The 24,995-nt window shown below is 60.2% G+C and carries 24 protein-coding genes; 19 read left to right on the forward strand and 5 right to left on the reverse strand.

Features of this window, described 5'->3' with window-relative positions; all coding sequences use genetic code 11:
* Positions 1-51 precede the first annotated feature (51 nt).
* The 12 genes from DLM86_RS21805 (at position 52) to DLM86_RS21865 (ending at position 12,918) form a co-directional block, all read left to right on the forward strand.
* Positions 52-1,182 (forward strand): glycosyltransferase family 4 protein, encoded by a 1,131-nt coding sequence (locus DLM86_RS21805; RefSeq protein WP_110842188.1) that lies wholly within the window; start codon positions 52-54, stop codon positions 1,180-1,182.
* Between the two features lie 312 nt (positions 1,183-1,494).
* Positions 1,495-2,529, forward strand: a complete 1,035-nt coding sequence (locus DLM86_RS21810) for a mannose-1-phosphate guanylyltransferase (protein WP_110842189.1) — start codon at positions 1,495-1,497, stop codon at positions 2,527-2,529.
* Positions 2,526-3,476 (forward strand): GDP-mannose 4,6-dehydratase, encoded by a 951-nt coding sequence (locus tag DLM86_RS21815; RefSeq protein ID WP_110842190.1) that lies wholly within the window; start codon positions 2,526-2,528, stop codon positions 3,474-3,476. Before DLM86_RS21810 ends, DLM86_RS21815 begins: the two co-directional genes overlap by 4 nt.
* A 20-nt stretch (positions 3,477-3,496) precedes the next feature.
* Positions 3,497-4,882 (forward strand): glycosyltransferase family protein, encoded by a 1,386-nt coding sequence (locus DLM86_RS21820; protein WP_110842191.1) that lies wholly within the window; start codon positions 3,497-3,499, stop codon positions 4,880-4,882.
* A gap of 15 nt (positions 4,883-4,897) precedes the next feature.
* Positions 4,898-6,283 (forward strand): glycosyltransferase family 4 protein, encoded by a 1,386-nt coding sequence (locus DLM86_RS21830; protein ID WP_245954809.1) that lies wholly within the window; start codon positions 4,898-4,900, stop codon positions 6,281-6,283.
* A gap of 28 nt (positions 6,284-6,311) precedes the next feature.
* Positions 6,312-7,706, forward strand: coding sequence for a glycosyltransferase family 61 protein (locus DLM86_RS21835; protein ID WP_158289608.1), 1,395 nt, complete (start codon positions 6,312-6,314; stop codon positions 7,704-7,706).
* Between the two features lie 146 nt (positions 7,707-7,852).
* Positions 7,853-8,062, forward strand: coding sequence for a DUF4214 domain-containing protein (locus DLM86_RS21840; RefSeq protein ID WP_158289609.1), 210 nt, complete (start codon positions 7,853-7,855; stop codon positions 8,060-8,062).
* A 93-nt stretch (positions 8,063-8,155) separates the two neighbouring features.
* Positions 8,156-9,466, forward strand: coding sequence for a glycosyltransferase family 61 protein (locus tag DLM86_RS21845; protein ID WP_110842194.1), 1,311 nt, complete (start codon positions 8,156-8,158; stop codon positions 9,464-9,466).
* Between the two features lie 35 nt (positions 9,467-9,501).
* Positions 9,502-10,437 carry a GDP-L-fucose synthase family protein gene (locus DLM86_RS21850; RefSeq protein WP_110842195.1) on the forward strand — a complete coding sequence of 312 codons (936 nt, stop codon included), beginning with the start codon at positions 9,502-9,504 and terminating at the stop codon, positions 10,435-10,437.
* Positions 10,438-10,449: 12 nt separating this feature from the next.
* A complete protein-coding gene (locus DLM86_RS21855; protein ID WP_110842196.1) occupies positions 10,450-11,457 on the forward strand; it encodes a DUF4214 domain-containing protein in 1,008 nt (335 codons plus the stop codon).
* 28 nt (positions 11,458-11,485) lie between these two features.
* On the forward strand, positions 11,486-12,118 hold the full coding sequence (locus DLM86_RS21860) for an FkbM family methyltransferase (RefSeq protein WP_110842197.1): 633 nt from the start codon (positions 11,486-11,488) through the stop codon (positions 12,116-12,118).
* 134 nt (positions 12,119-12,252) lie between these two features.
* The gene (locus DLM86_RS21865; RefSeq protein ID WP_158289610.1) at positions 12,253-12,918 is read left to right on the forward strand and encodes a class I SAM-dependent methyltransferase; all 666 of its coding nucleotides are present in this window, start codon (positions 12,253-12,255) and stop codon (positions 12,916-12,918) included.
* A gap of 63 nt (positions 12,919-12,981) precedes the next feature.
* Here DLM86_RS21865 and DLM86_RS21870 read toward each other — a convergent pair whose 3' ends face one another.
* On the reverse strand, positions 12,982-13,632 hold the full coding sequence (locus tag DLM86_RS21870) for a class I SAM-dependent methyltransferase (protein WP_110842199.1): 651 nt from the start codon (positions 13,630-13,632) through the stop codon (positions 12,982-12,984).
* 183 nt (positions 13,633-13,815) lie between these two features.
* On the opposite strand from DLM86_RS21870, the gene DLM86_RS21875 reads away from it, so the two are divergent.
* Positions 13,816-14,475 carry a hypothetical protein gene (locus DLM86_RS21875; RefSeq protein WP_110842200.1) on the forward strand — a complete coding sequence of 220 codons (660 nt, stop codon included), beginning with the start codon at positions 13,816-13,818 and terminating at the stop codon, positions 14,473-14,475.
* Between the two features lie 109 nt (positions 14,476-14,584).
* Here DLM86_RS21875 and DLM86_RS21880 read toward each other — a convergent pair whose 3' ends face one another.
* Positions 14,585-15,439, reverse strand: coding sequence for a hypothetical protein (locus tag DLM86_RS21880; RefSeq protein ID WP_110842201.1), 855 nt, complete (start codon positions 15,437-15,439; stop codon positions 14,585-14,587).
* A 187-nt stretch (positions 15,440-15,626) separates the two neighbouring features.
* Positions 15,627-16,160, reverse strand: coding sequence for a cupin domain-containing protein (locus DLM86_RS21885; RefSeq protein WP_245954810.1), 534 nt, complete (start codon positions 16,158-16,160; stop codon positions 15,627-15,629).
* A 330-nt stretch (positions 16,161-16,490) separates the two neighbouring features.
* On the opposite strand from DLM86_RS21885, the gene DLM86_RS32800 reads away from it, so the two are divergent.
* The 5 genes from DLM86_RS32800 to DLM86_RS21915 all read left to right on the forward strand — a co-directional run bounded on the left by DLM86_RS32800 (position 16,491) and on the right by DLM86_RS21915 (position 19,943).
* Positions 16,491-18,554, forward strand: coding sequence for a glycosyltransferase (locus DLM86_RS32800; protein ID WP_245954813.1), 2,064 nt, complete (start codon positions 16,491-16,493; stop codon positions 18,552-18,554).
* Positions 18,555-18,709: 155 nt separating this feature from the next.
* Positions 18,710-19,000: a nucleoside-diphosphate sugar epimerase gene (locus DLM86_RS21900; RefSeq protein ID WP_110842203.1), complete on the forward strand. Its 291-nt coding sequence runs from the start codon at positions 18,710-18,712 to the stop codon at positions 18,998-19,000.
* A gap of 58 nt (positions 19,001-19,058) precedes the next feature.
* Positions 19,059-19,400, forward strand: coding sequence for an alpha-helical endospore appendage domain-containing protein (locus DLM86_RS21905; protein WP_110842204.1), 342 nt, complete (start codon positions 19,059-19,061; stop codon positions 19,398-19,400).
* Positions 19,400-19,726 carry a hypothetical protein gene (locus DLM86_RS21910; RefSeq protein WP_110842205.1) on the forward strand — a complete coding sequence of 109 codons (327 nt, stop codon included), beginning with the start codon at positions 19,400-19,402 and terminating at the stop codon, positions 19,724-19,726. Before DLM86_RS21905 ends, DLM86_RS21910 begins: the two co-directional genes overlap by 1 nt.
* Positions 19,683-19,943: a hypothetical protein gene (locus DLM86_RS21915; RefSeq protein ID WP_110842206.1), complete on the forward strand. Its 261-nt coding sequence runs from the start codon at positions 19,683-19,685 to the stop codon at positions 19,941-19,943. The genes DLM86_RS21910 and DLM86_RS21915 overlap by 44 nt, the downstream gene beginning before the upstream one ends.
* A gap of 64 nt (positions 19,944-20,007) precedes the next feature.
* Here DLM86_RS21915 and DLM86_RS21920 read toward each other — a convergent pair whose 3' ends face one another.
* Together DLM86_RS21920 and DLM86_RS21925 are read right to left on the reverse strand one after the other, a co-directional pair.
* Positions 20,008-21,978: a methyl-accepting chemotaxis protein gene (locus DLM86_RS21920; protein ID WP_425453993.1), complete on the reverse strand. Its 1,971-nt coding sequence runs from the start codon at positions 21,976-21,978 to the stop codon at positions 20,008-20,010.
* Between the two features lie 414 nt (positions 21,979-22,392).
* The gene (locus tag DLM86_RS21925) at positions 22,393-23,772 is read right to left on the reverse strand and encodes an extracellular solute-binding protein (protein ID WP_110842207.1); all 1,380 of its coding nucleotides are present in this window, start codon (positions 23,770-23,772) and stop codon (positions 22,393-22,395) included.
* 295 nt (positions 23,773-24,067) lie between these two features.
* On the opposite strand from DLM86_RS21925, the gene DLM86_RS21930 reads away from it, so the two are divergent.
* On the forward strand, positions 24,068-24,937 hold the full coding sequence (locus DLM86_RS21930) for a sugar phosphate isomerase/epimerase family protein (protein WP_110842208.1): 870 nt from the start codon (positions 24,068-24,070) through the stop codon (positions 24,935-24,937).
* The last annotated feature ends 58 nt before the right edge of the window (positions 24,938-24,995 follow it).

Here is a 24,995-nt window from a genome sequence, read left to right on the forward strand (position 1 = left end):
CTGATTCGCCATATACTGTCGTAAAGCGCCCGAAAGGAGGCACCGCATCTGATGACAGGCACGGGAGTGTATTGGATGGGACCGGTATACGATATGGGCGGGTACGGCAACGTATCGCGCAACTATTTGCGCGCGCTCGAATCGGCCGGCATCCCCGTTTGCATTCATCCGATCGGAGGCGAGCATCATGCGGAGATCGGGAGCGAGACGAGGCGATGGCTGGATTCGCTGTCGACCGACCGGCTCGGTCCGCGCATCGTATGCGTCAAGCACGGGACCCCGGATTTTTTCGAGCAGCCCGTTGCCGCTCCGCCAGCGGTCAAGACGGTCGGCGTGACGCTGTTCGAGACGGACCGGCTTCCGATCGGCTGGGCGGAGCTGTGCAACCGGATGGACGAAATATGGGTGCCGACGCGGTTCAACTATGCGACCTTTTCGCAGAGCGGCGTCATCCCCTCGAAGCTGCGCATCGTGCCGTACCCGATCGACGTCACGAAATATTACCCGGGAAAACCTTATAACCGAATCGTCTTCCAGCCGCCTCTCCGATCGTTCTCCTTCCTGTACGTGTTCGGCTTCGATTTTCGCAAAGGCATCGATCTGCTGCTCCAATCGTTCTGCGACGAATTCTCCCCTTACGAAGACGTGTCGCTCGTCCTGAAAGTGTATATCCATAGCGGGTACAGCCCGGCGTTCGTCATGTCGGAAATATGCTCGCACATTCCGGCGCACCGTCTCCAATCCCAAATCGTCGTCATCGTCGAGCCGTTCGACGAAGAGCGGCTGTCCGATCTGTACTTGAGCTGCGACGCCTACGTCTCGACCGACCGGGCCGGCTGGGGCATGCCGGCGATGGAGATGATGGCGCTCGGCAAGCCGGCGATCGGCTTGAATTGGGGCGGATATACCGAATTCATGAACGAATCGAACAGCTTCCTGATCGAGCCCGAGCCCCATCTCGTCCCCGTCGACGACAAGCTGCAGCGCGACCGGCCGCACTATTACGGCAATCACTATTGGGCGGACATCCGGCCGGAGAAGGTGCGGGCGGCGATGCGGGAAGCATACGCGAACAAGAGCAAGCGGGAGCGGATCGGCAAGAAGGCCGCGTTCGACATCCATTTCGAATTTTCCCCCGAGGCGATCGGGCAAACGATCAAGCGTCTGATCGAGCAGTCGTGAGACGGTCTCGACACCCCCTAAGCGGCCGAAAGGCCGATCAGCTTATTGAGAAAGTCCAAAGAGATCCATGAGATACAAAATGGGGTAGGGGAGATGTGGAGCGCATTCCCCTGCCCTATGCCTCCCCTGCTTCATCTCTTTGCAGACTTTCTCGACAGCTAGCAGCGGCCAGTAGGCCGCTTCTTTCTTTTTGTTGGCCGGGCGGGGGTAATCGTCCATGCCTTCCGGCGGGCCCTCTCATACTATAACAATGCATTGGCGTATGCCGATATCCATCAGCCCGTATTGGGTGCCGCACGGAGGTGAACATTCGTGAAAATCGTTATCATGGCCGGCGGCAAAGGAAACCGGTTTTGGCCGAGAAGCGTGGAGGGGAAGCCGAAGCAGTTTCTCGCCCTGACGTCGGAGGAGACGATGCTCCAGCTTACGTACCGGCGGTTCGCCGAGCGGCTGCCGGCGGGCGACATTTACGTCGTTACCGCGGAGCGGTACCGGGCGCTCGTCATGGAGCAGCTGCCGGAGCTCGACGAATCGAACCTGATCTGCGAGCCGGATCAGCGCGACACGGGGCCGTGCGTCGCTTTGACGGCGCAGCGGTTTTTGCGGCTCGGGGAGGATGACGTCCTCGTCACGATGCCTTCCGATCACCATATTCCGCATATCGGCGAGCTGTTCGACGTGCTTCGCAAGGCCGAGCCGATCGCCGCGCGCGATCGTACGATCGTGACGCTCGGCATCACCCCGACCCGGCCGGAGACGAACTACGGCTACATCGAGGCGGCCGCCGACGTGTCGTTCGACGCGGCGCACCGGGTCCGTTCGTTCATCGAAAAGCCGGACATCGACAAAGCCCGCCGGCTGCTGAAGACGCCGAACGTGTATTGGAACAGCGGCATTTTCATCTGGAAGCCTTCTACGATCGCCCACTATATGCGGCAGCATCAGCCGGATATGTGGAATGCGCTGCAAGGCTCCGAGGAGGAAGTAAGGACCGCCTACGCCGATTTGCCGAAACTATCGGTCGACTACGCCATATTGGAAAAAGCCGAGCACATCTACAACATCCCCGTCCGGTTCGAGTGGGACGATCTCGGCAGCTGGACGTCGCTCGAGCGGATCCGCGAAGCGGACGCCGACGGCAACATCGTGCACGGCGACGTATACGCGACCGAATCGAAAGGCAGCATCATTTTCGCGGAAGACCGCAGGACGGTCGTCATCGGGGCGAGCGACCTCATCATCGTCTCGACGGCGGAAGGGCTTCTCGTCTGCCACAAATCGCAGGAGCACGCCATCAAATCGATGGTGCAGCGACTGGAACAACATGAAGGAGGAATGCGGGAATGAAAGCTTTGGTTACGGGGATTTCCGGCTTCGTCGGAAGCCATATGGCCGAATATTTGCTCCGGCAGGGCGTAGAGGTGGTCGGCACGATCCGCAACCGCAGCCGGATGGAGCATATTCGCCACCTGCTGAAGGACATTCGCCTCGTGGAGTGCGAGCTGCGCGATCCGTTTTCCGTCGAGACGCTGATCGACGACGTGAGGCCGGATCTCATTTTCCATCTGGCCGCGCAAAGCTTCGTGCCGACCTCGTGGAATTCCCCGATCGATACGATTCATAACAACGTCGCCGGCCAAGTGAACATTTTCGAAGCGATCCGGCGGTTCGGGCTCGATACGAAAATGCAAATCGCCTGCTCGAGCGAGGAGTACGGGCACGTCGAGGCGAACGAGGTGCCGATCAAGGAGACGAATCCGCTCCGTCCGCTCAGTCCGTATGCGATCAGCAAAGTGGCGCAGGACTATTTGGGCTACCAATATTACAAAAGCTACGGCCTTCACGTCATCCGGACGCGGACGTTCAACCATACCGGACCGCGGCGCGGGGAAAATTTCGTCACCTCCAACTTCGCGAAGCAAATCGCCGACATCGAGAAAGGCAAAAAACCGCCGGTGCTTCACGTCGGCAACCTGGAAGCGAAGCGCGACTTCACGGACGTGCGCGACGTCGTCCGGGCGTATTGGCTGGCGCTGGAGAAGGGGGAGCCGGGAGAAGACTACAACATCGCCTCCGGTACGTGCTGCACGATTGCGGAAATGCTTGCGCTTCTGCTGTCGTTCAGCAAGGAAAAGATCGAGGTGAAAACGGACCCGAGCCGGCTGCGTCCGTCCGACGTCGAAATTTTGCTGGGCGATTACGAGAAATTCCATAAGCGGACGGGGTGGAGACCGGAAATTCCGTTCGAGCAAACGATGCGCGACCTGCTCGACTATTGGCGCGCCCAACCTTAACCGGAAGCGAGGTGGCATTCATGTGGTGCATGTGCACGATCATCTCGAAAAACTATGTCGCCTTCGCCCGGACGCTCGTCGAATCGTTCTTGCAGCACCACCCCGGGGGGAAGGCGTACGTGCTGCTGGCCGACGATCCGGAAGGGCTGCCGGGCTCGCGCCAGGAGCTTTTCGAGTGGGTCGACCTGGGGGAGATCGGGCTGCCCGACGCTCCCTCGCTGAAGTTCAAATATAACGTGACGGAGTTCAATACGGCGGTGAAGCCGTTTTTCCTCGATTACTTGCTCCGTGTTCGCGGACATGACAAAATGGTCTATTTCGACCCGGACATTCTCGTGCTGCGGAACATGGACGACGTGTACCAGATGCTGGACGACACCGCCGTCATCCTGACCCCGCACATTTTGTCCCCGCTGCCGGACGACGGGAAGCGGCCGGAGGAGATCGACCTGCTGAAGGCGGGCGTCTACAATCTCGGCTTCCTCGCGATCTCCCGCTCGGCGGCGAGCGACCGGCTGCTCGGCTGGTGGAAGGAACGGCTGCGGCATTATTGCTGGCTCGAGCCGGACCGGGGCTTCCATGTGGATCAGAAATGGATGGACTTCGCCCCGGCTATGTTCGACGGCGTGTACGTGTCCCGCGATTCGGCGCTCAACGCGGCGTATTGGAACGTGCACGAGCGCAAGATCACGTACCGGGACGGCGTTTTCCACGTGAACGGCAAGCCGTTGACGTTTTATCATTTCAGCGGCTTCATGCCGGATCTGAGCGGCATCTCGCGGCATCAAAACCGGTTCGGCTGGTCGGAGACGGCCGATCTGTACCATTTGTTCCGCGTGTATGCGGCGAAGCTCGAGAAGCACGGTCTGGCCGAGACGTCCGGCTATCGGTACGCGTACGGCCGCTTCGACAACGGCTCGAAAATACCGGACGTCGTCCGGATGCTGTACCGGGCGGCCGGACCGGAGGCGAGCCGGTTCGGCGATCCGTTCCGGACGACGGACCCCGGCGGCTTCTACCGGTGGCTGCTCGCCCCGCTTGACGGGGACGGCTCCATTCCGCGGCTGCTTCACGAGATTTATCTTCGCCGCGGCGACCTGCGCAGCCTGTTCCCCGATCCGCTCGGCGCGAACCGACGCGCTTTGCTGGAATGGGGACGGCAGTACGCGCCGGCCGAGTACGGAATCGACGCCGCGGACTGGAACGCCGCGATCGATCGCGCCGTCGCCGATGGCGCCGTTGCCGAGCCGATGCCGTCGCGGCCGGCCCGTCACACCGGCATCGGCCGGCAAGGCGGCGTCAGGGGCCCGGCGGGAAGAGGGCGCCGGCGCCGGCATCGGCCGATCGTCCGGAGCCGGGCCGCGAAACGGGCGTCCGGCCGCAGGTCGCGCCGGAGACACGGGTAGAAGGGGGGCAATCCGATGAAGACGAAGGCGAAACCGAAGGCGCGGGCGAAGCGACGGAAGCCTTCCAAGCTCCGGTGGCGCGCGAGAATCGTCAAGCCGCGCGGGGGCAACAGACGGCACGCGGCCTCGCCGAAGCCGTCCGCCGCCCCGGCGGTTGCGCTCCTCGCGCCGCCGTCCGCGCCCGCGCCCGCGCAGCCAGCGGCGTCTCCCGCCGTCCCCGCAGCGGCGGCGCCGGCGATCGCGCCGGCTGCGGCAATTGCGCCGGCGAGCCCTCCGCTCCGGCCGGCGGCTCTTCCGAGCTACGCACCCGGCATCAACTTGATCGGCTACGCCCGCTTCGAGATGGGCGTCGGCGAATCGTGCCGGCTCGCGGCCGGGGCGATCCGCAGTGCGGACATCCCGTTCGGCATCGTCAACTACGAGGCGGGCAACTATGCGCGCAACGGGGACCGGTCTTGGGTGTGGAAGGAAATCGCCGCGCCGTTCTACAACGTCAACCTGTTCCATGTCAATGCGGACCAGATGTCGCTCGCCTGGCGGACGATCGGGGAGGAAACGGCACGGGGACGATACAATATCGGCTATTGGCATTGGGAGCTGCCGGAATTTCCGGACGAATACGCGGAAGGGTTCCGGCATCTGAACGAGATTTGGGTGCCGACGAAGTTCATTCAAGCGAGCGTCACCGCCAAGTCTCCGGTGCCCGTCGTGCGGATTCCGCACGGCATACGCGTCGACGTGCCCGACGGCATCAACCGGCAGACGTTCGGGCTGCCCGATCGGCTGTTCCTGTTCCTGTGCATGTACGATACGTTCAGCTTCTCCCCGCGCAAAAACCCGTTCGCCGTCATCGAGGCGTATAAGCGGGCGATTCGCCAGGAAGGATTGCCCGCCGGTCTCGTCATCAAAGTGAACAACCCGGATCCGCAGGAGGTCGCCAAGCTGCGGGAGACGTTGGCGGGAGAGCCGAACGTCTTTCTGATCGACCGGGTGCTGGGCCGGGGGGAAGCGAACGCGCTGATCCGCGCCGTCGACTGCGTCGTCTCGCTCCATCGCTCCGAAGGGTTCGGCCTGCCGCTCGCGGAGGCGATGTACTTGGGCAAGCCCGTGATCGGCACGAATTGGTCCGGCAACACCGACTTTATGGATGCGAGCAACAGCTGCGCCGTCCAGTACCGGCTCGTCCGCATAGGCCGGGACTACGGGCCGTACAAGGCGCACCAATATTGGGCGGATCCGGATTTGGAGCATGCCTCCTATTATATGTGCAAGCTGGTGCGGGACGCCCAATGGAGAGCCGAACTCGCCGCCGCCGGCCAGCGGACGATCCGCACGTACTTCTCGCCGGATGCGGTCGGGAAGGCGATACGCGAGCGGCTGGCCGGCTTGCGGCTGCTTTAACTATCCACACGGTCGGGAGCGTTCGATTATGCCTACTCTTTTGCGCAAGAAGCGGATGCGAAGAAGGCGCGCGGCTTTGCCGGGCAAGCCGAAGAGGCGGAGACGGTCGAGGGACGACGTTCGGAGAAGCACCGGCAAGTCGGCCCGCTCCCGCTCCGCCCGCAAGCGGCGGTTTTGGCCGCGGCGCGGGAGGGCCGGTGCCCGGCGAAGCCGGAATCCCGCCTTTCGCGACGTCGGACAATCGCCGGCGCCCGGGCTCGAGCTCGCCCCCGGCTTCGGCGACGCGTCCCCGGCCGCGCCGCCCGAACCGGAGTCGGTTGCGGCGGAGGACGCCCGGCGGCCGGTGGGCTTTTACGCCGGCCCCGCCGAATGGCTTCGTGCCGCCGGTCTCGAGTCGGCCGGGCATTATCGTGAATATTACGGCGGTTACCGGTACGCGTACCGGGACGCCGATTGGCTCGGCGATCCCGTGCCCCCGAACTTCCGGCCTCTCGAATCGGTGTCGGCACCCGCCTATGTCGCGACCGTTCCGAACGGGCGCCTCTGGGGGCGGGGCGGCGCCGTCATAACGGAGGACGGTCGGCTTCTATCCGACGTATCCGTCGAGTACGACGGGGATCTCGTGCTCGGGGAGCGGCATTCCGTCTTCACCCGCTGGCAGCCTTTCCCGCTGCGCCGCATCCGGGGGACGGCGGCCGTCTTGACGTTTTGCGGGAGCGAGAACTACTTCCATTGGCTGTTCGACGTGCTTCCGCGGCTGCATCTGCTCCGGCTGCACGGCGAGCCGATCGACGCGTACGTGATCAACCGGAACGGGAACCGGCCGTTTCAAGAAGAGACGCTCCGGATGCTGGGTCTCGATCCGGCCCGTATCGTCGAGACGGACGACGCCTTCCACGCGGCGGCCGATCGGCTTCTCGTGCCGTCGCTCGTCATGTGGTCCGAGTATCCGAAATGGGCGACCGACTTCGTCCGCGGCGAGCTGCTCCGATCGGCGGACGCGGAAGAGCCGCCGTCGGGCAGCGGCGTCCGGCTCTACATCAGCCGCGCCGGGGCGCAAGCCCGCCGGGTGGCGAACGAGCCGGAGGTCGTCGAGCTGCTTCAATCCCGCGGGTTCATCGTGACGGATTTGCTGTCGATGACGGTTCGGGAGCAGGTGCGTTTATTCCGCTCGGCCGAAGCGGTCGTCGCCCCGCACGGGGCGGGTCTCGCCAATTTGGCGTTTTGCCGTCCGGGAGCGAAAGTGATCGAGCTGTTCGCTCCCGACTACGTGCCCAAACATTATTGGCTGATCGGCAACCATGTCGGACTCGATTATTATTGCTGTCTCGGAGGCGGCGTGCCGCGAGCGGGAGGGCACCATCACGATCTGGTCGTCGACCCGGTCAAGCTGGCCGGAGCGTTGAAAGCGGCGGGTTTGTAACCCGCCGCTTTCGCGCGTCCATGCGTCCAATTGCGGCGCAATTGGTGAAAACGCGCAATCGGTCCTGTCCGTCGGAACATAGCATATAGGAGGTTGTTCGCTGTCAATATGCCGACAGACAAATCGAATACAAGAGGAGGATGGGCATGCGAATTTACGAAACGCTGCAGGGATTAATGCGGCTGGAAGGCGAGGAATTCGTCGCCGAAGCTTATCGGCAGCTGCTCGATCGTGAAGCCGACCCGGTCGGAATGGAGCATCATTTGAACTTGCTGTGCGGGGGGGCGACCAAAGCGAACATCATCATCGGCTTGATGCTGGGCGCGGAAGCGGCCGTCTACTACAGCCAACGGTAGAACGGGTGAAGGTGGGCCCGTCTATTGAAAATCATAAGGCCGCATTGCCGGCGTACGGCTATTTAGGCGGGCGAGCGGGGGGGAGGAGAAACGTTGAGTGTAGCCAAAACTTTGCGAACCATTTTTGATAGGAACGACGCCGACTTTATAAGGGGGCTTTACCGGGAGCTGCTGGGTTACGAGCCGTCTCCGCCGATTGCGGAATACTTCTGCAGGATGTTGGCGCTGGGCGTGCCTCGGATTATCGTATTGGCCCAAATCGCGAAAGGGGAAGAGATGGCCGTCAAGCTTTCGGAGGAAATGCCCCCGCCTGCCGGGACGTATCCGACTACATGGGACTGGGTCGCTTCCGCCTTCGCGGATCCGCTTCAGCGAAAAGCCCATTACATGGAATTCGATCTGCCTGAAACCGTCATTCGTGCGCCCATGACAGGGTTGGACCCCGCTAAGGACGCCGAAATGAAACATTTTGAGAACGTGCCCCCCGTCCCTCAATTCGTCGCCGTCGTTCCCGGAGGTCGGGTGTGGGGCGTCGGCGGCGCGGTAATTAGCCCGGATAACCGGGTTTTGATGGACCTTTCCATCGATTTCTCGCAAGCGTACCCGATCCTGCACCAAACGGGGCTGCGACCGACGGTTTACGTACCGGAAACGTTGGGAGTCGCGACTTGCTCGGCGACCGCGTTCTACTACCATTGGATGATCGACGTACTCCCTAGATTTTCGCTGCTGCGGAATAGCAACATTCCGATCGACCGGTATGTCGTTAGCCGCGGTTACCCGATGCCATTTCAGGAGGAAACGCTGAACGCGATCGGGATTACCAAGGAACTGCGCATAGAATGCAATTCCAGTACTCATATTCAAGCCGCGCGGTTGGTCGTCGCGCCGATGAACGGACACGCGGGTCATCCGCAGAAATATGCCGTCGACTTTCTTCGCGACAACGTGATGCCGCCCCTTCGCAAACCGATTCCTGGTTTTGAATATCTCTATATCTGCCGCATGAATTCGGGTCACCGAAAACTGATCAACGAGCATGAAATAAGCGGTCTCCTCCAGTCCTACGGATTTTGTCGCGTTTTCCCGGAACAGCTTTCGGTTGCCGAACAGGCGGCATTGTTCGCACAGGCCAAAGTCATAGTGGGGCCGCATGGAGGAGGGATGACAAACCTTGTCTTTGCAAGCCCCGGTACGAAAGTCGTCGAATTTTTTTCTCCGAGCTTCATTAATCCTTGCTACTGGATGATCGCCAACCATGTCGGCCTCGACTACCGCTATTTGATCGGAGAACGGATCTCCCCCGAGTTGGCGGCTCATCCGTTCGGCATCGTGGGAGAACCGATTATGGTAAATCCCGGGCAATTGGAGCGGATGATCGAAACGGTGCTGCGTGATTCGTAACGATCCATCACTATTTTACTTGCGAGGTGGGGCATGTGAACTTGGCGGATAAACGGATCGTGGTAACGGGCGGATCGGGATTTTTGGGCAGGCATGTGATCGGCTTGCTGGAAAGAAGGGGCTATGAACATCTGTTCGTTCCGCGCAGCCGGATGTACGATTTGACGAAGGAAACGGACATCGTTCGGATGCTGGAAGACGCGAAGCCGGACGTCGTCATTCATTTGGCCGCTGTCGTCGGAGGAATCGGCGCCAACCAGAAGCTTCCGGGAACGTTCTTTTACGACAATTTGATGATGGGCGTTCAGTTGATGGAGCAAAGCCGGCGATTCGGGGTGGAAAAGTTCGTCAGCATCGGTACGATTTGCTCCTATCCGAAATATACCCCGGTTCCTTTTCGGGAAAGCGACTTGTGGAACGGTTATCCGGAAGAAACGAACGCTCCGTACGGGTTGGCCAAAAAAATGATGCTCGTCCAGTCCCAAGCGTACCGGCAGCAGTTCGGGTTCAATTCCATCCATCTGCTCCCCGTTAATTTATACGGTCCGGGCGACAACTTCGACCTCGAATCCTCCCACGTCATTCCCGCAATTATTCGGAAATGCATAGAAGCGATCGATACCGGCGCGAAATCGATTACCTTGTGGGGAACCGGCCATGTGACGCGCGAGTTTCTGTATGCGGAGGACGCGGCGGAGGGGATCGTCAAAGCGACCGAGCGGTACGACTTGTCGGAACCGATGAATCTCGGATCCGGCTATGAAATATCGATTCGGGAGCTGGCCGAGATGATCCGCCGTTTGACGGGATACGAGGGCGAGATTCGATGGGACGCAGGCAAGCCGGACGGTCAGCCGCGTCGCCAGTTGGACGTCGGGATGGCGAGGGACCGGATCGGCTTCGTCGCGAAGACCGATCTCGAAACGGGTTTGAAGCAAACGATCGAATGGTACAGGCAAAACCGGGCTTAAGGAGGCGAGGGAATGAGATTTCTGAACATCATGCGGAGGCTTCTCTCGTTGGACGACGCAGACTTTATCGTCGAGCTGTACAGGGAGGCGTTAAACCGCGAACCCGATTACGTGGGCTTCGAGCATCATTTGCGCTTGCTGCGGGCGGGTGCGTCCAAAAAAGATATTGCGATCGGCATCTTGTTGGGCGGCGAAAGCGTTCAGTTATGGACGATGAACGGGTCGCCCGTCGTTACGATGTCGTGCCTCGGGCACTTGGGACGGTTCGGCAATCAGTTGTTTGAGTATTCGTTTTTGAAAATTTACGCCAAGCGCCATGGATTTCGCGTCGAGACCCCTGTTTGGATCGGCCACTATTTATTCGGACATCGGGACCCGACGATTTCGATCGAGCTTCCTCAAGTGTTCCAAACCAACTATTACGACGCATCCCAAGACCCGGTCGTATTGGCCGACCCGCCGTACCGGAATGTGGACCTATTCGGCTGCTTCCAAGTTCATACGAGCTTCCACAGACCTTACAGAGAGTACTACCGATCCTTGTTCCAACCCGTCGGTGAAGCGAAGGCGGTCGTGGAACGGGCCGCGGATCAACTGCGGATGTTAGGGAGAACCGTGGTGGCCTTTCATATTCGGCGTACCGATTATTTGCTGTTTCCTCACGTGTTCTTCGTTCCGCCCAACGACTGGTACAAGGGCTGGCTGCACCAGCATTGGCACACGCTGGACCAACCGGTTTTGTTCATCGCTACCGACGAGCCGGATACGGTTTTGCCGGACTTTGCCGAGTACAACCCCGTTACGAGCGAACGGTTGGGCGCATCGTTGCCCGTCGCACCCTACTATCCGGATTTCTATTTATTGAGCCAGAGCGACGTAATGCTGATATCCAACAGCACTTTTTCGTTTTCTGCCGCCATGATGAACGAGCGAGCGACGACATTTCTGAGACCGTCCCGTTATGCCGGACAGTTCGTTCCCTTCGACCCTTGGGACAGTGCCGTCGGCGTCGTAAGCTGAGATTAGGAGAAGAAGGAGGCAACGATTCATGGACTGGGCTCAACTGATACAACAATACGGGGTTTCCCGAAAGGGCGTCATTCACATCGGCGCTCACGAAGGCCAGGAGGTAGGGGCTTATTTGGCCTTGGGATTCGAACGAATTTTGCTCGTCGAAGCAAATCCGTTCGTCTACCAGAGGCTCTATTCGGCGGTTGGGGCTTGGCCGCAAGTACGTACGGCACATTGCGCCATTTCCAACCAAAACGGCGATGTCCGGTTGCGCGTCACGTCGTTCGACCAGAGCAGTTCGATTTTACCGTTGAAGCGTCATAAAGATATTTATCCTCATATCGACGAGGATTACCAACTGACCGTGCCGTCCAAAACGTTGGACTCGCTTCTTGCGGAAATGGGGCTGTTCGCAACGGACTTCAGTTTCATGAACGTTGACATTCAAGGGGCCGAGCTGCTTGCATTTCATGGTGCCGCCAACACGCTTCCTTACATGGAAGCGATCTGCTCCGAAGTGAACTTCGAGGAGATGTACGAAGGCTGTGCACTCGTTTCGCAAGTCGATCAATATTTGGCGCTGTTCGGGTTTCAGCGCGTCGCTACGACTTCCGTTCATCACCCCTCATGGGGCGACGCTTTTTACGCAAAAGTCGGTCACGGAGGATGACGGGTTGAATTTAGGGAGGAACGGCGGGTTGGCATTGTACGTTTTTTTAATGGGATCGAGAGATCTTTGCATTGATATTTCGATTGGGTGACGTTTACGCCGCCCGAAAACCGTCTTGAATGGGAGGATCACGCATGAGTTATGTAAATGATAAGACGATGGTGTTTGACGACCCGCATTACAATGCGATTACGGCAGCCCGGCTCGGTCATCTGGCCTCGCTACAGCTGCCTATTTACGGCAAGTCCGTCGTCGATCTCGGCTGCGGAATCGGCCGGCTTTCCGAATTTTTCGCTCTCCATGGCTGCAACGTGCTCGGGCTGGACGGCCGGGAGGACAACATCGCGCAGTTCCGGTCATTTTATCCGCATTTACGGGCCGAAGTGGCGGATTTGGAAGGAGAAGACTGGCTGAATTACGGGAAATTCGATATCGTCTTTTGTTACGGACTGCTGTACCATCTGGCCGACCCGTTCCGGTTCATTCGGAACGCCTATCAAGCATGCGGGGAGATGATGCTCATCGAAACGTGCATCACTCCGTCTTCGGAAATGATATGCAAGTTGGTTGCGGAAAACAGCTTGGATAACTCCCAGGCGCTGCACGCCGTCGGGAACAGGCCAAGTCCCTCTTACGTCGCGTTCTGTCTGAAGCGCTCGGGCTTTGCGCATGTATACACGCCCATCCATAAGCCGATGCACTCTCAATTTCACGGGGAAGGGCAATGGGGGCTCATCCGGGACATTTTCATCGCCACGAAGACGCCGCTCGCAAACGATAAGCTTTCTCTTATCGAATGACGACAATCGCCTTGCCCATCCGTTTGGAGGGCAAGGCGATTATCGTTTGACGCAAGTACCGTTCTAGACGTTGAGAGACAAAATGCCGATGCCGTGCTGGATGTAAATCGGCTGAAAGCGATGGGGGAGCTTCGTCTCCCGCATGAAGTCTTCGACCGCCGTCAAGACGCCGTTGCGGGGGCCTCCTTCGTACAGGGCGTTGTTCATGCCGTCGTTCAGCCCCCCGTGGTCGACAAGGGTTGATACGCCGCGCACCATCCCTTTCTTCGCATAGGGGTGGCGGTATTCGGCCGGAATCGATTCGGGAAAGTAGTACAAGTCCCTCCTCCCGTACGGCCAATCGATGTCGTGGATGTAGACGGTTACCGGCCGGTTGTAATGCGTTGCGGCCCACTCGATCCATTTGAGCTCGTGGTATACCGTATACCAATTATGATCGCCGTCCAGCATGACGGCGTCGAACGGACCGATATAGGGCAGCACGCTCAGGCTGGTGCCGCGGATCAGGAAGAAATGCGAGCCGTAAATGCGCTTCAATTCGTGCTCGTCGAATACGGGCGCCGGGTCGATGACGACGAGCTCCCCGCCGACCATCGCGCAATAGTCGAGAAGCGGACGGGTCAAGTGTCCGGCTTCGGAGCCGATTTCCGCGACCCGTTTCGGCTTCGTGGCGTACAAGGCGGTCCGGATGACCGATTCCCACAGATGATGCATGGCTTCCCCTCCTTCCTCCATGCATTATATGGCGGGATGTACGAGCGTGAATGAGCGGAAGGACCCGGCGGTCGAAAATGTACGCTTGGACCGTTATCGTTTGTCCATTCCATACAGGCTGCTCGGAATATGATGGTAATGTGAGAGGATTCACGATCTCATAGACAAAAGGAGGGTTCCTGAATGCCAATCGTACCTGTTCAACGTATCGTCAGCCGTACGAACAACGTAACGACCGCTCCGACCGTCGCGGAGGCCGTGGCGCTTCTGTCCGGGGGAGCCGCGAACGTCGTCGACGTCGGCAACGCCGCCGCAGGGCTGTACCCGCAGCTCGCGAAGTTCGCCGGGGACAACAACCCCGTATTCGCCTCGTCCCCGGACCCGCAGGTTCTATGGTCCCAGCCGACCTTCGTTCCGGGCGAGCGCCGCGCCTTCGCCACCGTATCGCTGCCGATTCCCGTTTTGCTGGCTTTGGGCTTGACGGCCAATTTCATCATCTCCATGGCGGTGTTCTCGGACAACGCCGTGGAAGCCCGGATCCAATCGTTCTCCAACGCCCTGCTGTCGCTCCCGATCATCCCGACGCCGAACGTGCTGAACGCCCCGCTGACGGCGGGTAACATCGCGAACCCGGACGCTTCAATGACCGTTGACAACGCCTTCCCCTATAACTGGCAAAACATCCGCTTCTACACGATTCCGGTCAACCTGTCCGGTATCGCCCTGCTGTCGAGCGTCAGCTTCCTGTTCACGTTCGACGTTCTCAACTATGTCAGCAACGGAGCGCTCAATACGGCGGGCCTGTCGTTCATCATCGACATTTACCAAGAAACGCTGGTGTAAAGCCGTTTTTGTCATCGTCCTCTCACGAGACGCATCGTCCGGTTGCCCGGACGATTTTTTTCGGATAGACGACAAAGCCGCCGGCCCATGGCCGGCGGCCTCGTCCTCGTTATCCGATAGGCCGCAGCCGATCGGAACGGGGTCTCAGCGTAAATCGTTCCACCGCGATAAACGACAGGAAGCTTGCCGCGCGGAAGCAGGCCAGGTGGCCGATGCTCCAGCCGCCGTGAAATTCCAGCACGTTCATCTTCCATAAGATAACGTCCCCGGCCAGCACGGCCAAAAGAGGAACCGCTTTCCAGTAGTTCTTGCCCGTCATGCACAGGCAAGCGATGAACAATACCGCTATCCCCGCATGATACACGAAGCCGCTGAACAGCGTGCTGTCCCGGTACAGGTTGTCCACCCAACGGACGCGAAAAAACTGTTTCTCGAACAGCATAAGCACGCTGGTCGGCGTTTGCAGAAACGTCCATGCGATCGTCCAAAGCGTTATCAAGCGCGGAGCCTTGTGCGTGCCGGCATAAACGATGGAGTACCATTTTTTCATGAGAACCATAAAAAGGAAGGTCGCCAAGCCGGTCATAAAGGTGTGCCACCAATAGTGGGAGTAGACGCCGGCTCGGACAAACACGACCTCGATCAGCATGAACGCCACGGAGAACAACCCGATCCGAAAGTAGGAAAGCTGAAAGTACATGACCGCGATCGCGACGGAAGACCATAACGCCGTATTGGCGATGATGTGCCCGATAATATTGTCGGCGAAGGGGTCGGCAAAGAGCCCCGGCTTATAAGCGTAGGCATTAAAAACGAAGAGGACGACGGCTTCCCCGATCCAGGAGCAGGCCGTGGCGAAGACGAAGTAGGGGAATAAATCGGCGTCTCCTTTCCGGAGCGCGGTGTAGACGGTAATGGCCGTTCCGATGACGATCAAACCGTAGTACCAGAATAGATGAGGCATAGTTCCCTTTCCCGATTCCGCTAATCGTGACAAGTACGGAAGCCGTACGCATAAGCGTTCCGTTTATTTCGGACGTATTGGACATTATCTCCATATTGCGGGGGCGCTCATACGTCCTTCGTTCGCCGGTAACCGAGCGGCTCGGTCCGCTCGCGTCCGTTTGACGGGAACGGTCGTTCCGGAGGCGTCAGGTGTTGCCGTTGGCTCCGATTCGCCACCGAATATCCGTCGGATCGGGCGGGCCCATGACGACGGTGCGGTCGATCGGCTTCAGCACTTCGGCGAGCTTGGCGGCGTCGACTCCATAGATTTCTTGGAACACTTCGGGAGGCGTCTTTCTTAAAATGTCGGAGCCGAAAATGACCTCGGTGGCGTTGTTGTCGAAAATAGCCAGCAGGTGAGTCTGGTCCGCAAGCGCGAACGCCCAATGCCACCATCCCATCGGGATGTACACCGTTTGGGGCGGCTTCACCCGGTAACGGAGCAGCCGCAGGCCGGACGGCTCGAGAACGGAGATTTCGGCTTCCCCCTGCACCATATAAATCAGCTCGTTCGCATTGGGGTGCCAATGCGCCTCTACGCTGTTTCCGCGGCTGAAGTACACGTCGAGCAGGCCCAGGTTTTGCTGGAGGGGCTGCTGACCGGCGAACTGCTGGAGTATGAAGTTCCGATCGTTTTTTTTGAAATAGACGGCGTTCCTCATATCGAACGATAACTGCAACGGAGCCGGTCCGTATGGTTCCCCGACGGTGGACATCCTGCGACCACGCCTTTCCGGATGGTGTAAAGGCAAACACCCATATATATGCGGGCGCGCCTGCGCGAATGCCGGCCCAAATTGGCCGGCCGTCCCGCCCGTATGGTTATCGGTCCATTCCCTTCCGCTGACGTGTACATACACTATGATGAATTCCGCCGACAGAAAGGAAGGGAACTTATGCGAACGACCCGTCGAACGTTCAGAAAGGGACTCAAGCGGGCAAGCCGGCCGAAGCGGAAAAAGCGGCTGGCCGCGCGCAGAGGGGGCTCCTCGCGCAGAAGGAAGCTTCGCTTGAGAAAAGGAACGTTCGCTTCCGGCCGCAAGCGGCAAAAAGCGCGCAGAGGCAAATCGCGCCGCACCGGGCGGAAACGGACGAGGAAGGGCGCGTGGAGGCGCCGCCGCAGACGCGGCCGGCGCGGGAAGCGGCGCTCCCGGGCCATGGCTTCGGGTCAACCGGCAGGATCCGGGCCGACGGTGGACGATTCGATCGATTTCATCGACAATTGGCAAAACGTGACGCTGGAGCCGGCCAACGGAAGAACCCGCGGGCGGTATGAGCATAAAGCGAGCATCATCATCCCCACATACCGGCAAGTGGAGCTCGTCCGGCAATGCGTCCGCTCGATCGAGCTGACGGCGGGCGACGTTCCTTACGAGATCGTCATCGTCGACGACGGCAGCCCGCCCGACGTGCAGCAAGGCTTGGAAACGCTCGTATCCGGCCGGGTCAGGCTGATCAACAAAGCCGACAACACCGGGTACAGCAGCACCGTCAACACGGGGATCGCGGCATCGAACGGCGCCTACGTCGTCACGGTCAACAGCGATATCGTCTTCCATGAGCCGGGCTGGCTCGGCCGGATGGTGCGCACGGCCGAAGCGTCGCCCAATATCGGGATCGTCGGGGCGCGGCTGCTGTACCCGGACGGCACCGTGCAGCACGGGGGGGCGTATCCGAGCGCCAACCGGTTTTTCGACCACCGGTACCGGTTCATGCCGGGGGATTACGAGCCGGCGCAGGCGGTCGAGGACGTCGATGCGGTTACCGGCGCCTTGATGCTCGTGAAGCGCGAGCTGATCGACCAGATCGGTCCGTTCTCGGAGGAATATTATATCGCGTTCGAGGATATGGATATGTGTTACCGCGCCAAGTCGCGGGGGTGGCGAGTGATCTACTGCGGCGAGGCGGCGGCCACCCATTTGGAGGGTAAGACGAGGGGAACCGATTTCGCGACGAAAAGTCCGTTTTTGCTGGAAAAGGAAGAGCAATCCAAGCAGACGTTCTGGAGCAAATGGTCGGGCGGGTCTCCTTCGCCGTTCAGCCAAATGGAAGTCGTCTACGTGCTGGAGCTGACCGACGTCTCCGGCGGCATCAAAAACGTGTTCGAGCATGTGAACCGGCTTCACGACGCAGGCTACAAGGTGCATCTGTTCGCCCTCGGCGGGCAGCCGGGCTGGTTCCCGCTGAAAATTCCGGTGACGACGTTCCCGAATTACCGCGAGATGCTCGACCGTCTGCGGACGATGCGCGCGATCAAGGTGGCGACATGGTGGAAGACGCTGCCCGTCGTGCTCAAGAGCTGCGATGTCGCGACGGGAGGCCGAGGCTTCCCGTATTACCTCATCCAGGACGTCGAGGAGAGCTATTATCCGAACGATCCGGCGATGCAGGCCAAGGTGCACGTCACGTACCGGACGCCGGCCAATATGATAACCGTGGCGGAATGGACGACCAACCAGCTGCGCGAACGGTTCGGCAAACATCCGTACAACGTGTCGATCGCGATCGATCTGGACTTGTTCCGGCCGAACCGAACCGGTCATTACGATCCTTACCGGATATTGGCGTGCAGCCGCAAAAGCCAGCATTTGAAAGGCTTCGAGGTGACGGTCGCCGCGATGGAGGAAGTGCGCCGCCGGATCGATCGGGCGACCGCGGTCACGTTCGGACTGGAGCCGCCCGATCTGAGAGGCATCCCGAATCTGTTCATCGACCGCCCGGCCGACGCCGAAATCGCCGGGTTGTACGCCAACTGCGGCGTATTCGTGCAGACGTCGTACCACGAAGGGTTCGGCATGCCGATTCTGGAGGCGATGGCGAGCGGCGCTCCCGTCGTCACGACGCGGGCGCAGGGCAACGAGGAATTTTGCCGCGACGGCTACAACTGCATCATGGTCGAGAAGGGGGATGCGGCCGCCGTTGCCCAAGGGATCGTCAAAATGATGACGGACCCCGGCTTCGCGGCCGAGATGGCGCGCAATGCGGTCGCCACGGCGAGACGATACAACTGGTCGAGAGTGACGTTCCATCTGAACAATGCGCTGGGCGTCTACTCCGGGAATTATTATGTGTGAGGAAAGGCGGGGGCGGCTCTTGCGGGAGCCGCCTTCGCGCTTCGGCGAGCGGGCGGGAATCGGCGAAAATAGGCGGTCCGACGCTCGGGCGGGCGGACGTTTGCTCCGTTACCGTCATACAATAACGGGAGACCGAATTAGAGGGAGGAATCCTCGTGCAGGAGCATGTCTCGTCGATCATCGCGCATATGGCCAAATCGCATGCGGAGATGGCCCGCCTGCTGGAAGCGAAACGGCATTCGATCGTCAAGACCGCGCAAATGGTCGTCGTGCTCCCCAGCGAAAACCCGGGGTTCGACGGGGTGGAGGGCATTGCGAAAAATGCGATGGACGTCACGAAAAACATTACGGCCTACTTGAACGGCGTAGCCGACCTGATCGACGCGGTAGCCGACAACTTGGAAATGGTCGTGAAGGAGCTTAGCGCCTCGGAGGAGGAAGAGTAACCGCGGCCGCCGTCCGGATGGCGGCGGATCGGGAGCGGGACGAAAGGAGGACGGGGCGTTGGAACGCTCGCAATCGTTTATGCAAATGATGGAGGCCAGCGCGCGCATCCAATTCAACATTTCGCTCATCTTGGAAGCGAAGGCGTTCGAGGCGGAACGGTCGCGCGACTGGGTTTGCCTGCACGTGGCGGACGGCGCGTTCGGCGGTCACGACGAACAGCTGCAAAAATCGATCGAAATTCACGAGCAGTTCATCGAGACGATCGAAGGGCTGACGAAGCTGGAGCTGGCGCTGGCCAAAAGCTTGAAAATCGTGCTGAACAAGCAGGAGGAATCCGGCGGGGAAGGCTTCGACGGCGGAGGATTCGGCAACTTGCTCCCCATGGGCGGCGGCATGTAATGAACGATTTCCGCAGGCGGAACGAATTGATGCTCGATATGCTGGAGTCGCTGGCCCGGAGCCAGAGGGCGATCGCGAAGATGATCGAGAGCGTCGCGGACGTATCGGACGACTCGCCGAACTTCGCCAAGCAGCTGGCGGGCAACTTGCAGACGATCGGCCGGTACCAAAGGGCGGTGCTGGAGAGGCTGACCGGAATCCGGCTCACCCGCGTCGGCCGCTCCGACGGCGCCAAGCCTTGGGTGAACCGGACGGTCAAAGTCATGGCGGGAGGTACATCGGATGAAACGAAGCAGGATCGGGGCGACGGCGAAAACCTCGCGTAGAGGCGCGGGCAGGCGGCGCTCGGCCGCGGCGCCGCGCAAGCGCCGGATCCGCGCGGGCGCGGCGAACCGCAGAAAACGGAGAATACGCACGGCGAGCGGCGAGGCGGTTCAGGCGGCGTACAACCGGGCGTTCGACCAGGCGTACGACCGAGGCTACCGCGAAGGGTTCGCCAAGGGACTGGAGGACGGCCACGCGCAAGCCTACGCCGCGAATTGACGGCCGTGAGTCGGAAAAGGAAAGGCCGGTATCGCGAACGAAACGCGACACCGGCCTTGAACCGTCATATCGAAAACTTGCTGAGCGATTCCTTGAGCGAATTGGACAAGTCCTCGAGCTTCTCCGACAACCGGACGAGCCCGCCGCTGATGCTGAGCTGCTCCGAGCTGAGCGAGGCGACCTCCTCGGACGTCGCGGACGATTGCTGCGCGACCGCGCTGACGTTGCTCATCGCGTCGGAGAGCACCGCTTGCGAATCCCGGAGCTGCTGGACGGAATCGGTCACTTCCTTCAGCTGGTCGGCGAAGCCGTCCATCTGCGATTGCACCTGCTTGAATATTTCGTCGGCGTCCTTCACGGATACGATCTGCTCCTGGAAGATCGGGTACGCCTTGGACAGGACGGCGACCGTCTCCTGCATCTCGGTCTGGATGCGGTCGGTAATTTGCGCGACGACGTCGATCGATTGCTTCGACTGGTCGGCCAGCTTGCGGATTTCGTCGGCGACGACCATGAAGCCTTTGCCGGCCGCACCCGCGCGGGCCGCCTCGATTGTCGCGTTCAGCGACAAAATGTTCGTCTGCTTCGTAATGTTGTTCAGCATGTCCAATATTTTGCGGATCGAGCTCGTGCTTTCCTGAAGCTTCTCGACCTTCTCGACCATGGAACGGGTCATTTCCTCGGTCGTACCGGTTTTCGTGATCAGCTCGGACATGTACGCCGTCCCTTTGCGGCTCGCCAGCTGCACTTCGGCCGCCGCCGCTTCCATCTGCGCGTTCGCTTCGACGACGTGGTTCACCTTCTGCGTGATGCTGCCGGTCAAGTCGCTGCCGCGCTCCGCCTCGACCGCGAGGCTGGAGGCGCCGCCCGCGATTTCCTCGGTCGCCACGGCGATTTCTTTGGCCGACTGCGCCGTTTTCTTCGAGGCGTCGGACAGCTCCGCCGCCGTATCGAGCACCTCTTGGGCGGACACGGTCGTTTGCGAGACGAGGTTCGTAATCTGCTCCATCATCTGGTTGAAGCTGGCGGACAGCTGGCCGATCTCGTCCTGACGGCCGGTATCCTTCGTTCGGACGGTCAAGTTGCCGCGCGCGCCTTCCATCATCAGGTTGCGGACCGCGACGAGCGGGCGGGCGATCATCCGGATCGCCATATATCCGACCAGGACGGCCAGCAGCATCGAGACGAACACCATGACGTACATGAGGTTCGATATTTTTTTGGCGTCCTTCACGAGCTCGCCTACGGGTACGGCGCCGGCGATCAGCCATCCGGACTTCTGGATCGGATCGTACACCGTCAAGAAGTGCTCCCCGTTCTTCGTCGCGTCGAAGTTGGCCGAATCGTTGCCCGTGGAGGCGACGTTGGCGGCGACGTCGATCGCGTACTTCGATTCGATGTCGTCCGTCTTGTCGGAATAAATGACGTTGTTGTCGGCGGAAATGATCGCGATTTCGCTGCCTTCGCCGATCGAGACGACGCCGAGCGCGTCTTTCAGCGCCGTTACTTTGATTTCCACGATGAGAATGCCTTCGACGGAGCCCGACTTGATGTTGCGGAGGACGCGGCCCAGGGCGAACGAATTCGGGGACGTCACGTAGCCCGCTTTGCTCGTCGGGAGCCAGATCGCTTTGCCGTCGGCTTTTTTCACTTCTTCGAACCATGGCGCTTTGAACGTTTCGTCCTTCAACGTCGTGGTGGACCGGTATGTATCGGTTACGTCCGCTGCGAACGGTATGATATTGATGTCGGCGATTTTGGCGTTGGACAGCACGTAGCTTTTCAACCGGTTGCCGACCAGCTGCCCGGTTTGGAGCCTGTCGAATTGGGTGAGCGCCTTGTCCTTGAACTTCGTCATGTTGTCGGCGATCGTATCGTCGGACATGATCTGCACGGAGATGTTCTCCATGTTTTCGAGCAGGAAGTCGATTTTGTCCGTCGCCTGGACGATCGTCTCGTGGGAGGCGTCGGCGACCTTCGTCTTGATGACGCTTTTCGATATTTGATAGGAGAAAATCCCTACCACGAGCACCATGGCGACAATGCTGACGAAGAAAATCAACAGCAGCTTCGTGCCGACCGATTTGATCGGATTCGCCTGTTGCATCTGCTTCGCTACGCCGCGAATGTCGGTTGCGGACACGCTGCTTCTCGTTCGGTTCCATAGCTTAGACCATTGCGAGAGAAGTTTCGACAATGTCCCCTTCATAACAATCCCACCTTCAAATTTTTCGTCATGTTCGCAAGAAGCATGTACACCCATATTCGACAAGAAATCGCGTTCTCCTTTTCGAAAACGACAAAGTTCGTAGAAAAATGTTACAGATGGATCAGGTGTTGGTGGGACTTCCACCCGATATCGTTGGAAAAAGACGGGGCTTCGTAAGTCCGCGGACACAAAAAAAAGCTCCCCGGAAAAGCGGGGAGCGGGAGGCGGGCGGGAAACCGTTCAGGACAATAGGCGGATCATCCGGTCGGCGAGCGACTCGGCCGTCTCCAGGCCGGCCCAGAACAAGTCCATCTCGGCTTCGAGCTCTTCGAGCCGGCTCGAATCCTCGAACAGCTCGTGCAAAAAATAGCCGTTGTCGATTTGCCGGTTCGCGATATGAAGCGAGGCGAGATACGAGGCGTCCCACACCGTTTCGTTCACTTCCGGCAAGCAGGACAGGAAGCCGGTTTCGCGGGCGAGTCCCGTCTGCAGCTCCGGCTCGAGCGCGGTGCGCAGGAAGGAAAGGGCGAGCTCCGGGTCCTGGCAATCTTTGCGGACCATGAAGGCGTTCGAGACGAGCAGCGTCGAGCGGACCGGACCGAACGGCATCGGCGCGACCTTCGCTTCGAACGGCATGTTCTCGTTGCGCCAGCCGGCAAGCTCGATCGAGGTCGTCAGCACCATTGCCGCCTTCCCCCGCAAAAACGCGTCGAGGTTAATGCGCGAACGCCACGACTGGTACAGCGTCGCGATCCGCTGGCGGTACAGGACGTCGTGGAAAAAAGCGAGCGTGTCGACGAGCGAACGGCGGTCGGTCGTCGCGTCGAACTTGACCCCGTGCTGCAGGGCGATAACCGGCCAGCGGCTCGAATACGACGAGAGCGACAGCCCGTATACGTCGAAAATGCCGTCGCCGTCCGAATCGACGGTCAAGCGGCGGGCCGCCTCCAGCATCTCCTCCTTCGTCCAGCCGGGGTGCGGCTCCCGGACGCCGAACCGGGCGAACAGCTCCGGATTGTAGGCCAGGTAGACGGGCGAGAACGTCACGGGCACGGCCCGCTGCCCGTCGACGCCGCGAAACGGCTCGACGACGCGCGGGTACAGCGATCCGAGCAGGTCCTCGAGCCGCTCGCCGACGTCGAGGTACGCGTCGAGCCGGTCGGCCTCGGCGAAGGAGCGGTCCGTCACGAGCACGAGGTCCGGCTGCAGCCCGAGCTCGCCGCCGGACCGGAGCGAATCCCAGAAGTTCCAGCCGGGAAGGCTGAGCAGCTTCACCTCGACTTGCGGATAGCGGGCTTGGAACGCGTCGACGATCGCGCCGAGGCAGTTGTCGACGAAGTGGGACGGGGACGTCGCCACGATGCGCAGCGTCCGTTTTTCGTCGGGCGGGATGACGAGGTCGGGGGAGACGATCGTGCCTTGTCCGACCTTTTTCACGATAAGCCCTTCCTTCAGCAGCTGATCGAGCGATTTCCGCACCGACGTGCGGCTGAGGCCGTAATATTTGCACAGCTCGTTTTCGGAAAGCAAATATTCGCCGGGCTTGATGAAGCCGGACATGATTTGTTCGCGGAGAATATGGGCCAGTCGGGAATAGCGGAATTCGTTGTCGCGTCGCATGCGGGATCGTCCGTTTCGTTTGATTTGTTCCCATTATAGCGAATATTTCGCCGGCGGAGAAGCGAAACCCCCGAAATGGCGGTAAGCGGTGCGCTGAGGAGCGGAAACGATTGACGATCTTTGAAAGATACAACTATAATACAGGTGGGCGGCCGGAAACGAAAAAAAAGTAAAAACCGATCGTAAGAAAGATCAACATTTCCCGGGCCAACCTTGGTATAGTTAAAGGTGGAAATAAGCGGAGACCGCCCGGAGAGCGGGGGCCCGCAGCAGACGAAAGGGGAGGGCGTGAATCGTGGTGTTGGATCGGCTTGGCATTTTGACGGACGAAGTATATCCGGACCATTTCGCGAAATCGCTGGATTGGATCGCGGAGCAAGGGTTGAAGCATATCGAGGTGCGCGTCGTCGACGGCGTCAATATCGCGAATATGAGCGACGAGCAGGTGGCGGACGTGCGCCGGCAGGTCGAGGCGAGAGGGCTTTCGGTCAGCGCGATCGCGTCCCCGCTGTACAAGTGCGCGCTCGACCCGACGCGTCCGGTCGCGACCGGCGACGTGTTCGGACAAGCCGAGGAAAGCGTGGAGGCGCATCACGAGAAGCTGCACCGCGTCATCGCGATCGCGAAGCAGCTCGGCGCGCGGGGCATCCGCATCTTTTCGTTTTGGCGGGAGCGCGAGCCGGAGCGGTATTTCGACGACATCGTCGCGCATCTGAAGAAGGCGGCGGCCGTGGCGGAGCGGGAAGGCGTGCTGCTGCTTCAGGAGAACGAGCCGGCCTGCAACGGCGGATTCGCCGACGAGATCGGCCGGATCGTACGGGCCGTCGGTTCTCCCGCGATGAAGGCGCTGTGGGATCCGGGCAACGAGGCGTACGGCGGACGACCGGCGTTCCCCGAAGGCTACGAGGCGATTAAAGACGTTCTTGCACACGTTCACATCAAAGACGCGTACGTCCGCCCGGACGGGACGTCGCGCTGCGTGCCGGTCGGCTCCGGCACCGTCCCGTTCATCGCGCAGCTGCGCGCGCTGGCCGAGGACGGCTACGACGGCCTGTTCACGATCGAGACGCACTTCGCGCCGGAAGGCGGGACGAAGGCGGCCGGCTCGCGCATGACGCTGGACGCGTTCCGCGTGCTGGTCGCGGAGGCGTTCCCGGCGAAGTAAGCCGGCGGCTGCACGCCGAGCGAGAAGGTGGCCGATCGGGTACGCACGTACCTGATCG

Origin of the sequence: Paenibacillus flagellatus (assembly GCF_003217775.1) — a bacterium.
GTDB classification, from domain to species: Bacteria; Bacillota; Bacilli; order Paenibacillales; family NBRC-103111; genus Paenibacillus_AB; species Paenibacillus_AB flagellatus.

What these genes read in the sequence shown, in the direction of transcription:
- DLM86_RS21805 (WP_110842188.1), top strand. Translation starts at nt 52, where the DNA reads ATGACAGGCACGGGAGTGTATTGGATGGGACCGGTATACGATATGGGC.
- DLM86_RS21815 (WP_110842190.1), top strand. Translation starts at nt 2,526, where the DNA reads ATGAAAGCTTTGGTTACGGGGATTTCCGGCTTCGTCGGAAGCCATATG.
- DLM86_RS21820 (WP_110842191.1), top strand. Translation starts at nt 3,497, where the DNA reads ATGTGGTGCATGTGCACGATCATCTCGAAAAACTATGTCGCCTTCGCC.
- DLM86_RS21830 (WP_245954809.1), top strand. Translation starts at nt 4,898, where the DNA reads ATGAAGACGAAGGCGAAACCGAAGGCGCGGGCGAAGCGACGGAAGCCT.
- DLM86_RS21835 (WP_158289608.1), top strand. Translation starts at nt 6,312, where the DNA reads ATGCCTACTCTTTTGCGCAAGAAGCGGATGCGAAGAAGGCGCGCGGCT.
- DLM86_RS21840 (WP_158289609.1), top strand. Translation starts at nt 7,853, where the DNA reads ATGCGAATTTACGAAACGCTGCAGGGATTAATGCGGCTGGAAGGCGAG.
- DLM86_RS21855 (WP_110842196.1), top strand. Translation starts at nt 10,450, where the DNA reads ATGAGATTTCTGAACATCATGCGGAGGCTTCTCTCGTTGGACGACGCA.
- DLM86_RS21860 (WP_110842197.1), top strand. Translation starts at nt 11,486, where the DNA reads ATGGACTGGGCTCAACTGATACAACAATACGGGGTTTCCCGAAAGGGC.
- DLM86_RS21865 (WP_158289610.1), top strand. Translation starts at nt 12,253, where the DNA reads ATGAGTTATGTAAATGATAAGACGATGGTGTTTGACGACCCGCATTAC.
- DLM86_RS21870 (WP_110842199.1), bottom strand. Translation starts at nt 13,632, where the DNA reads ATGCATCATCTGTGGGAATCGGTCATCCGGACCGCCTTGTACGCCACG.
- DLM86_RS21875 (WP_110842200.1), top strand. Translation starts at nt 13,816, where the DNA reads ATGCCAATCGTACCTGTTCAACGTATCGTCAGCCGTACGAACAACGTA.
- DLM86_RS21880 (WP_110842201.1), bottom strand. Translation starts at nt 15,439, where the DNA reads ATGCCTCATCTATTCTGGTACTACGGTTTGATCGTCATCGGAACGGCC.
- DLM86_RS21910 (WP_110842205.1), top strand. Translation starts at nt 19,400, where the DNA reads ATGAACGATTTCCGCAGGCGGAACGAATTGATGCTCGATATGCTGGAG.
- DLM86_RS21915 (WP_110842206.1), top strand. Translation starts at nt 19,683, where the DNA reads ATGAAACGAAGCAGGATCGGGGCGACGGCGAAAACCTCGCGTAGAGGC.
- DLM86_RS21920 (WP_425453993.1), bottom strand. Translation starts at nt 21,978, where the DNA reads ATGGTGCTCGTGGTAGGGATTTTCTCCTATCAAATATCGAAAAGCGTC.
- DLM86_RS21925 (WP_110842207.1), bottom strand. Translation starts at nt 23,772, where the DNA reads ATGCGACGCGACAACGAATTCCGCTATTCCCGACTGGCCCATATTCTC.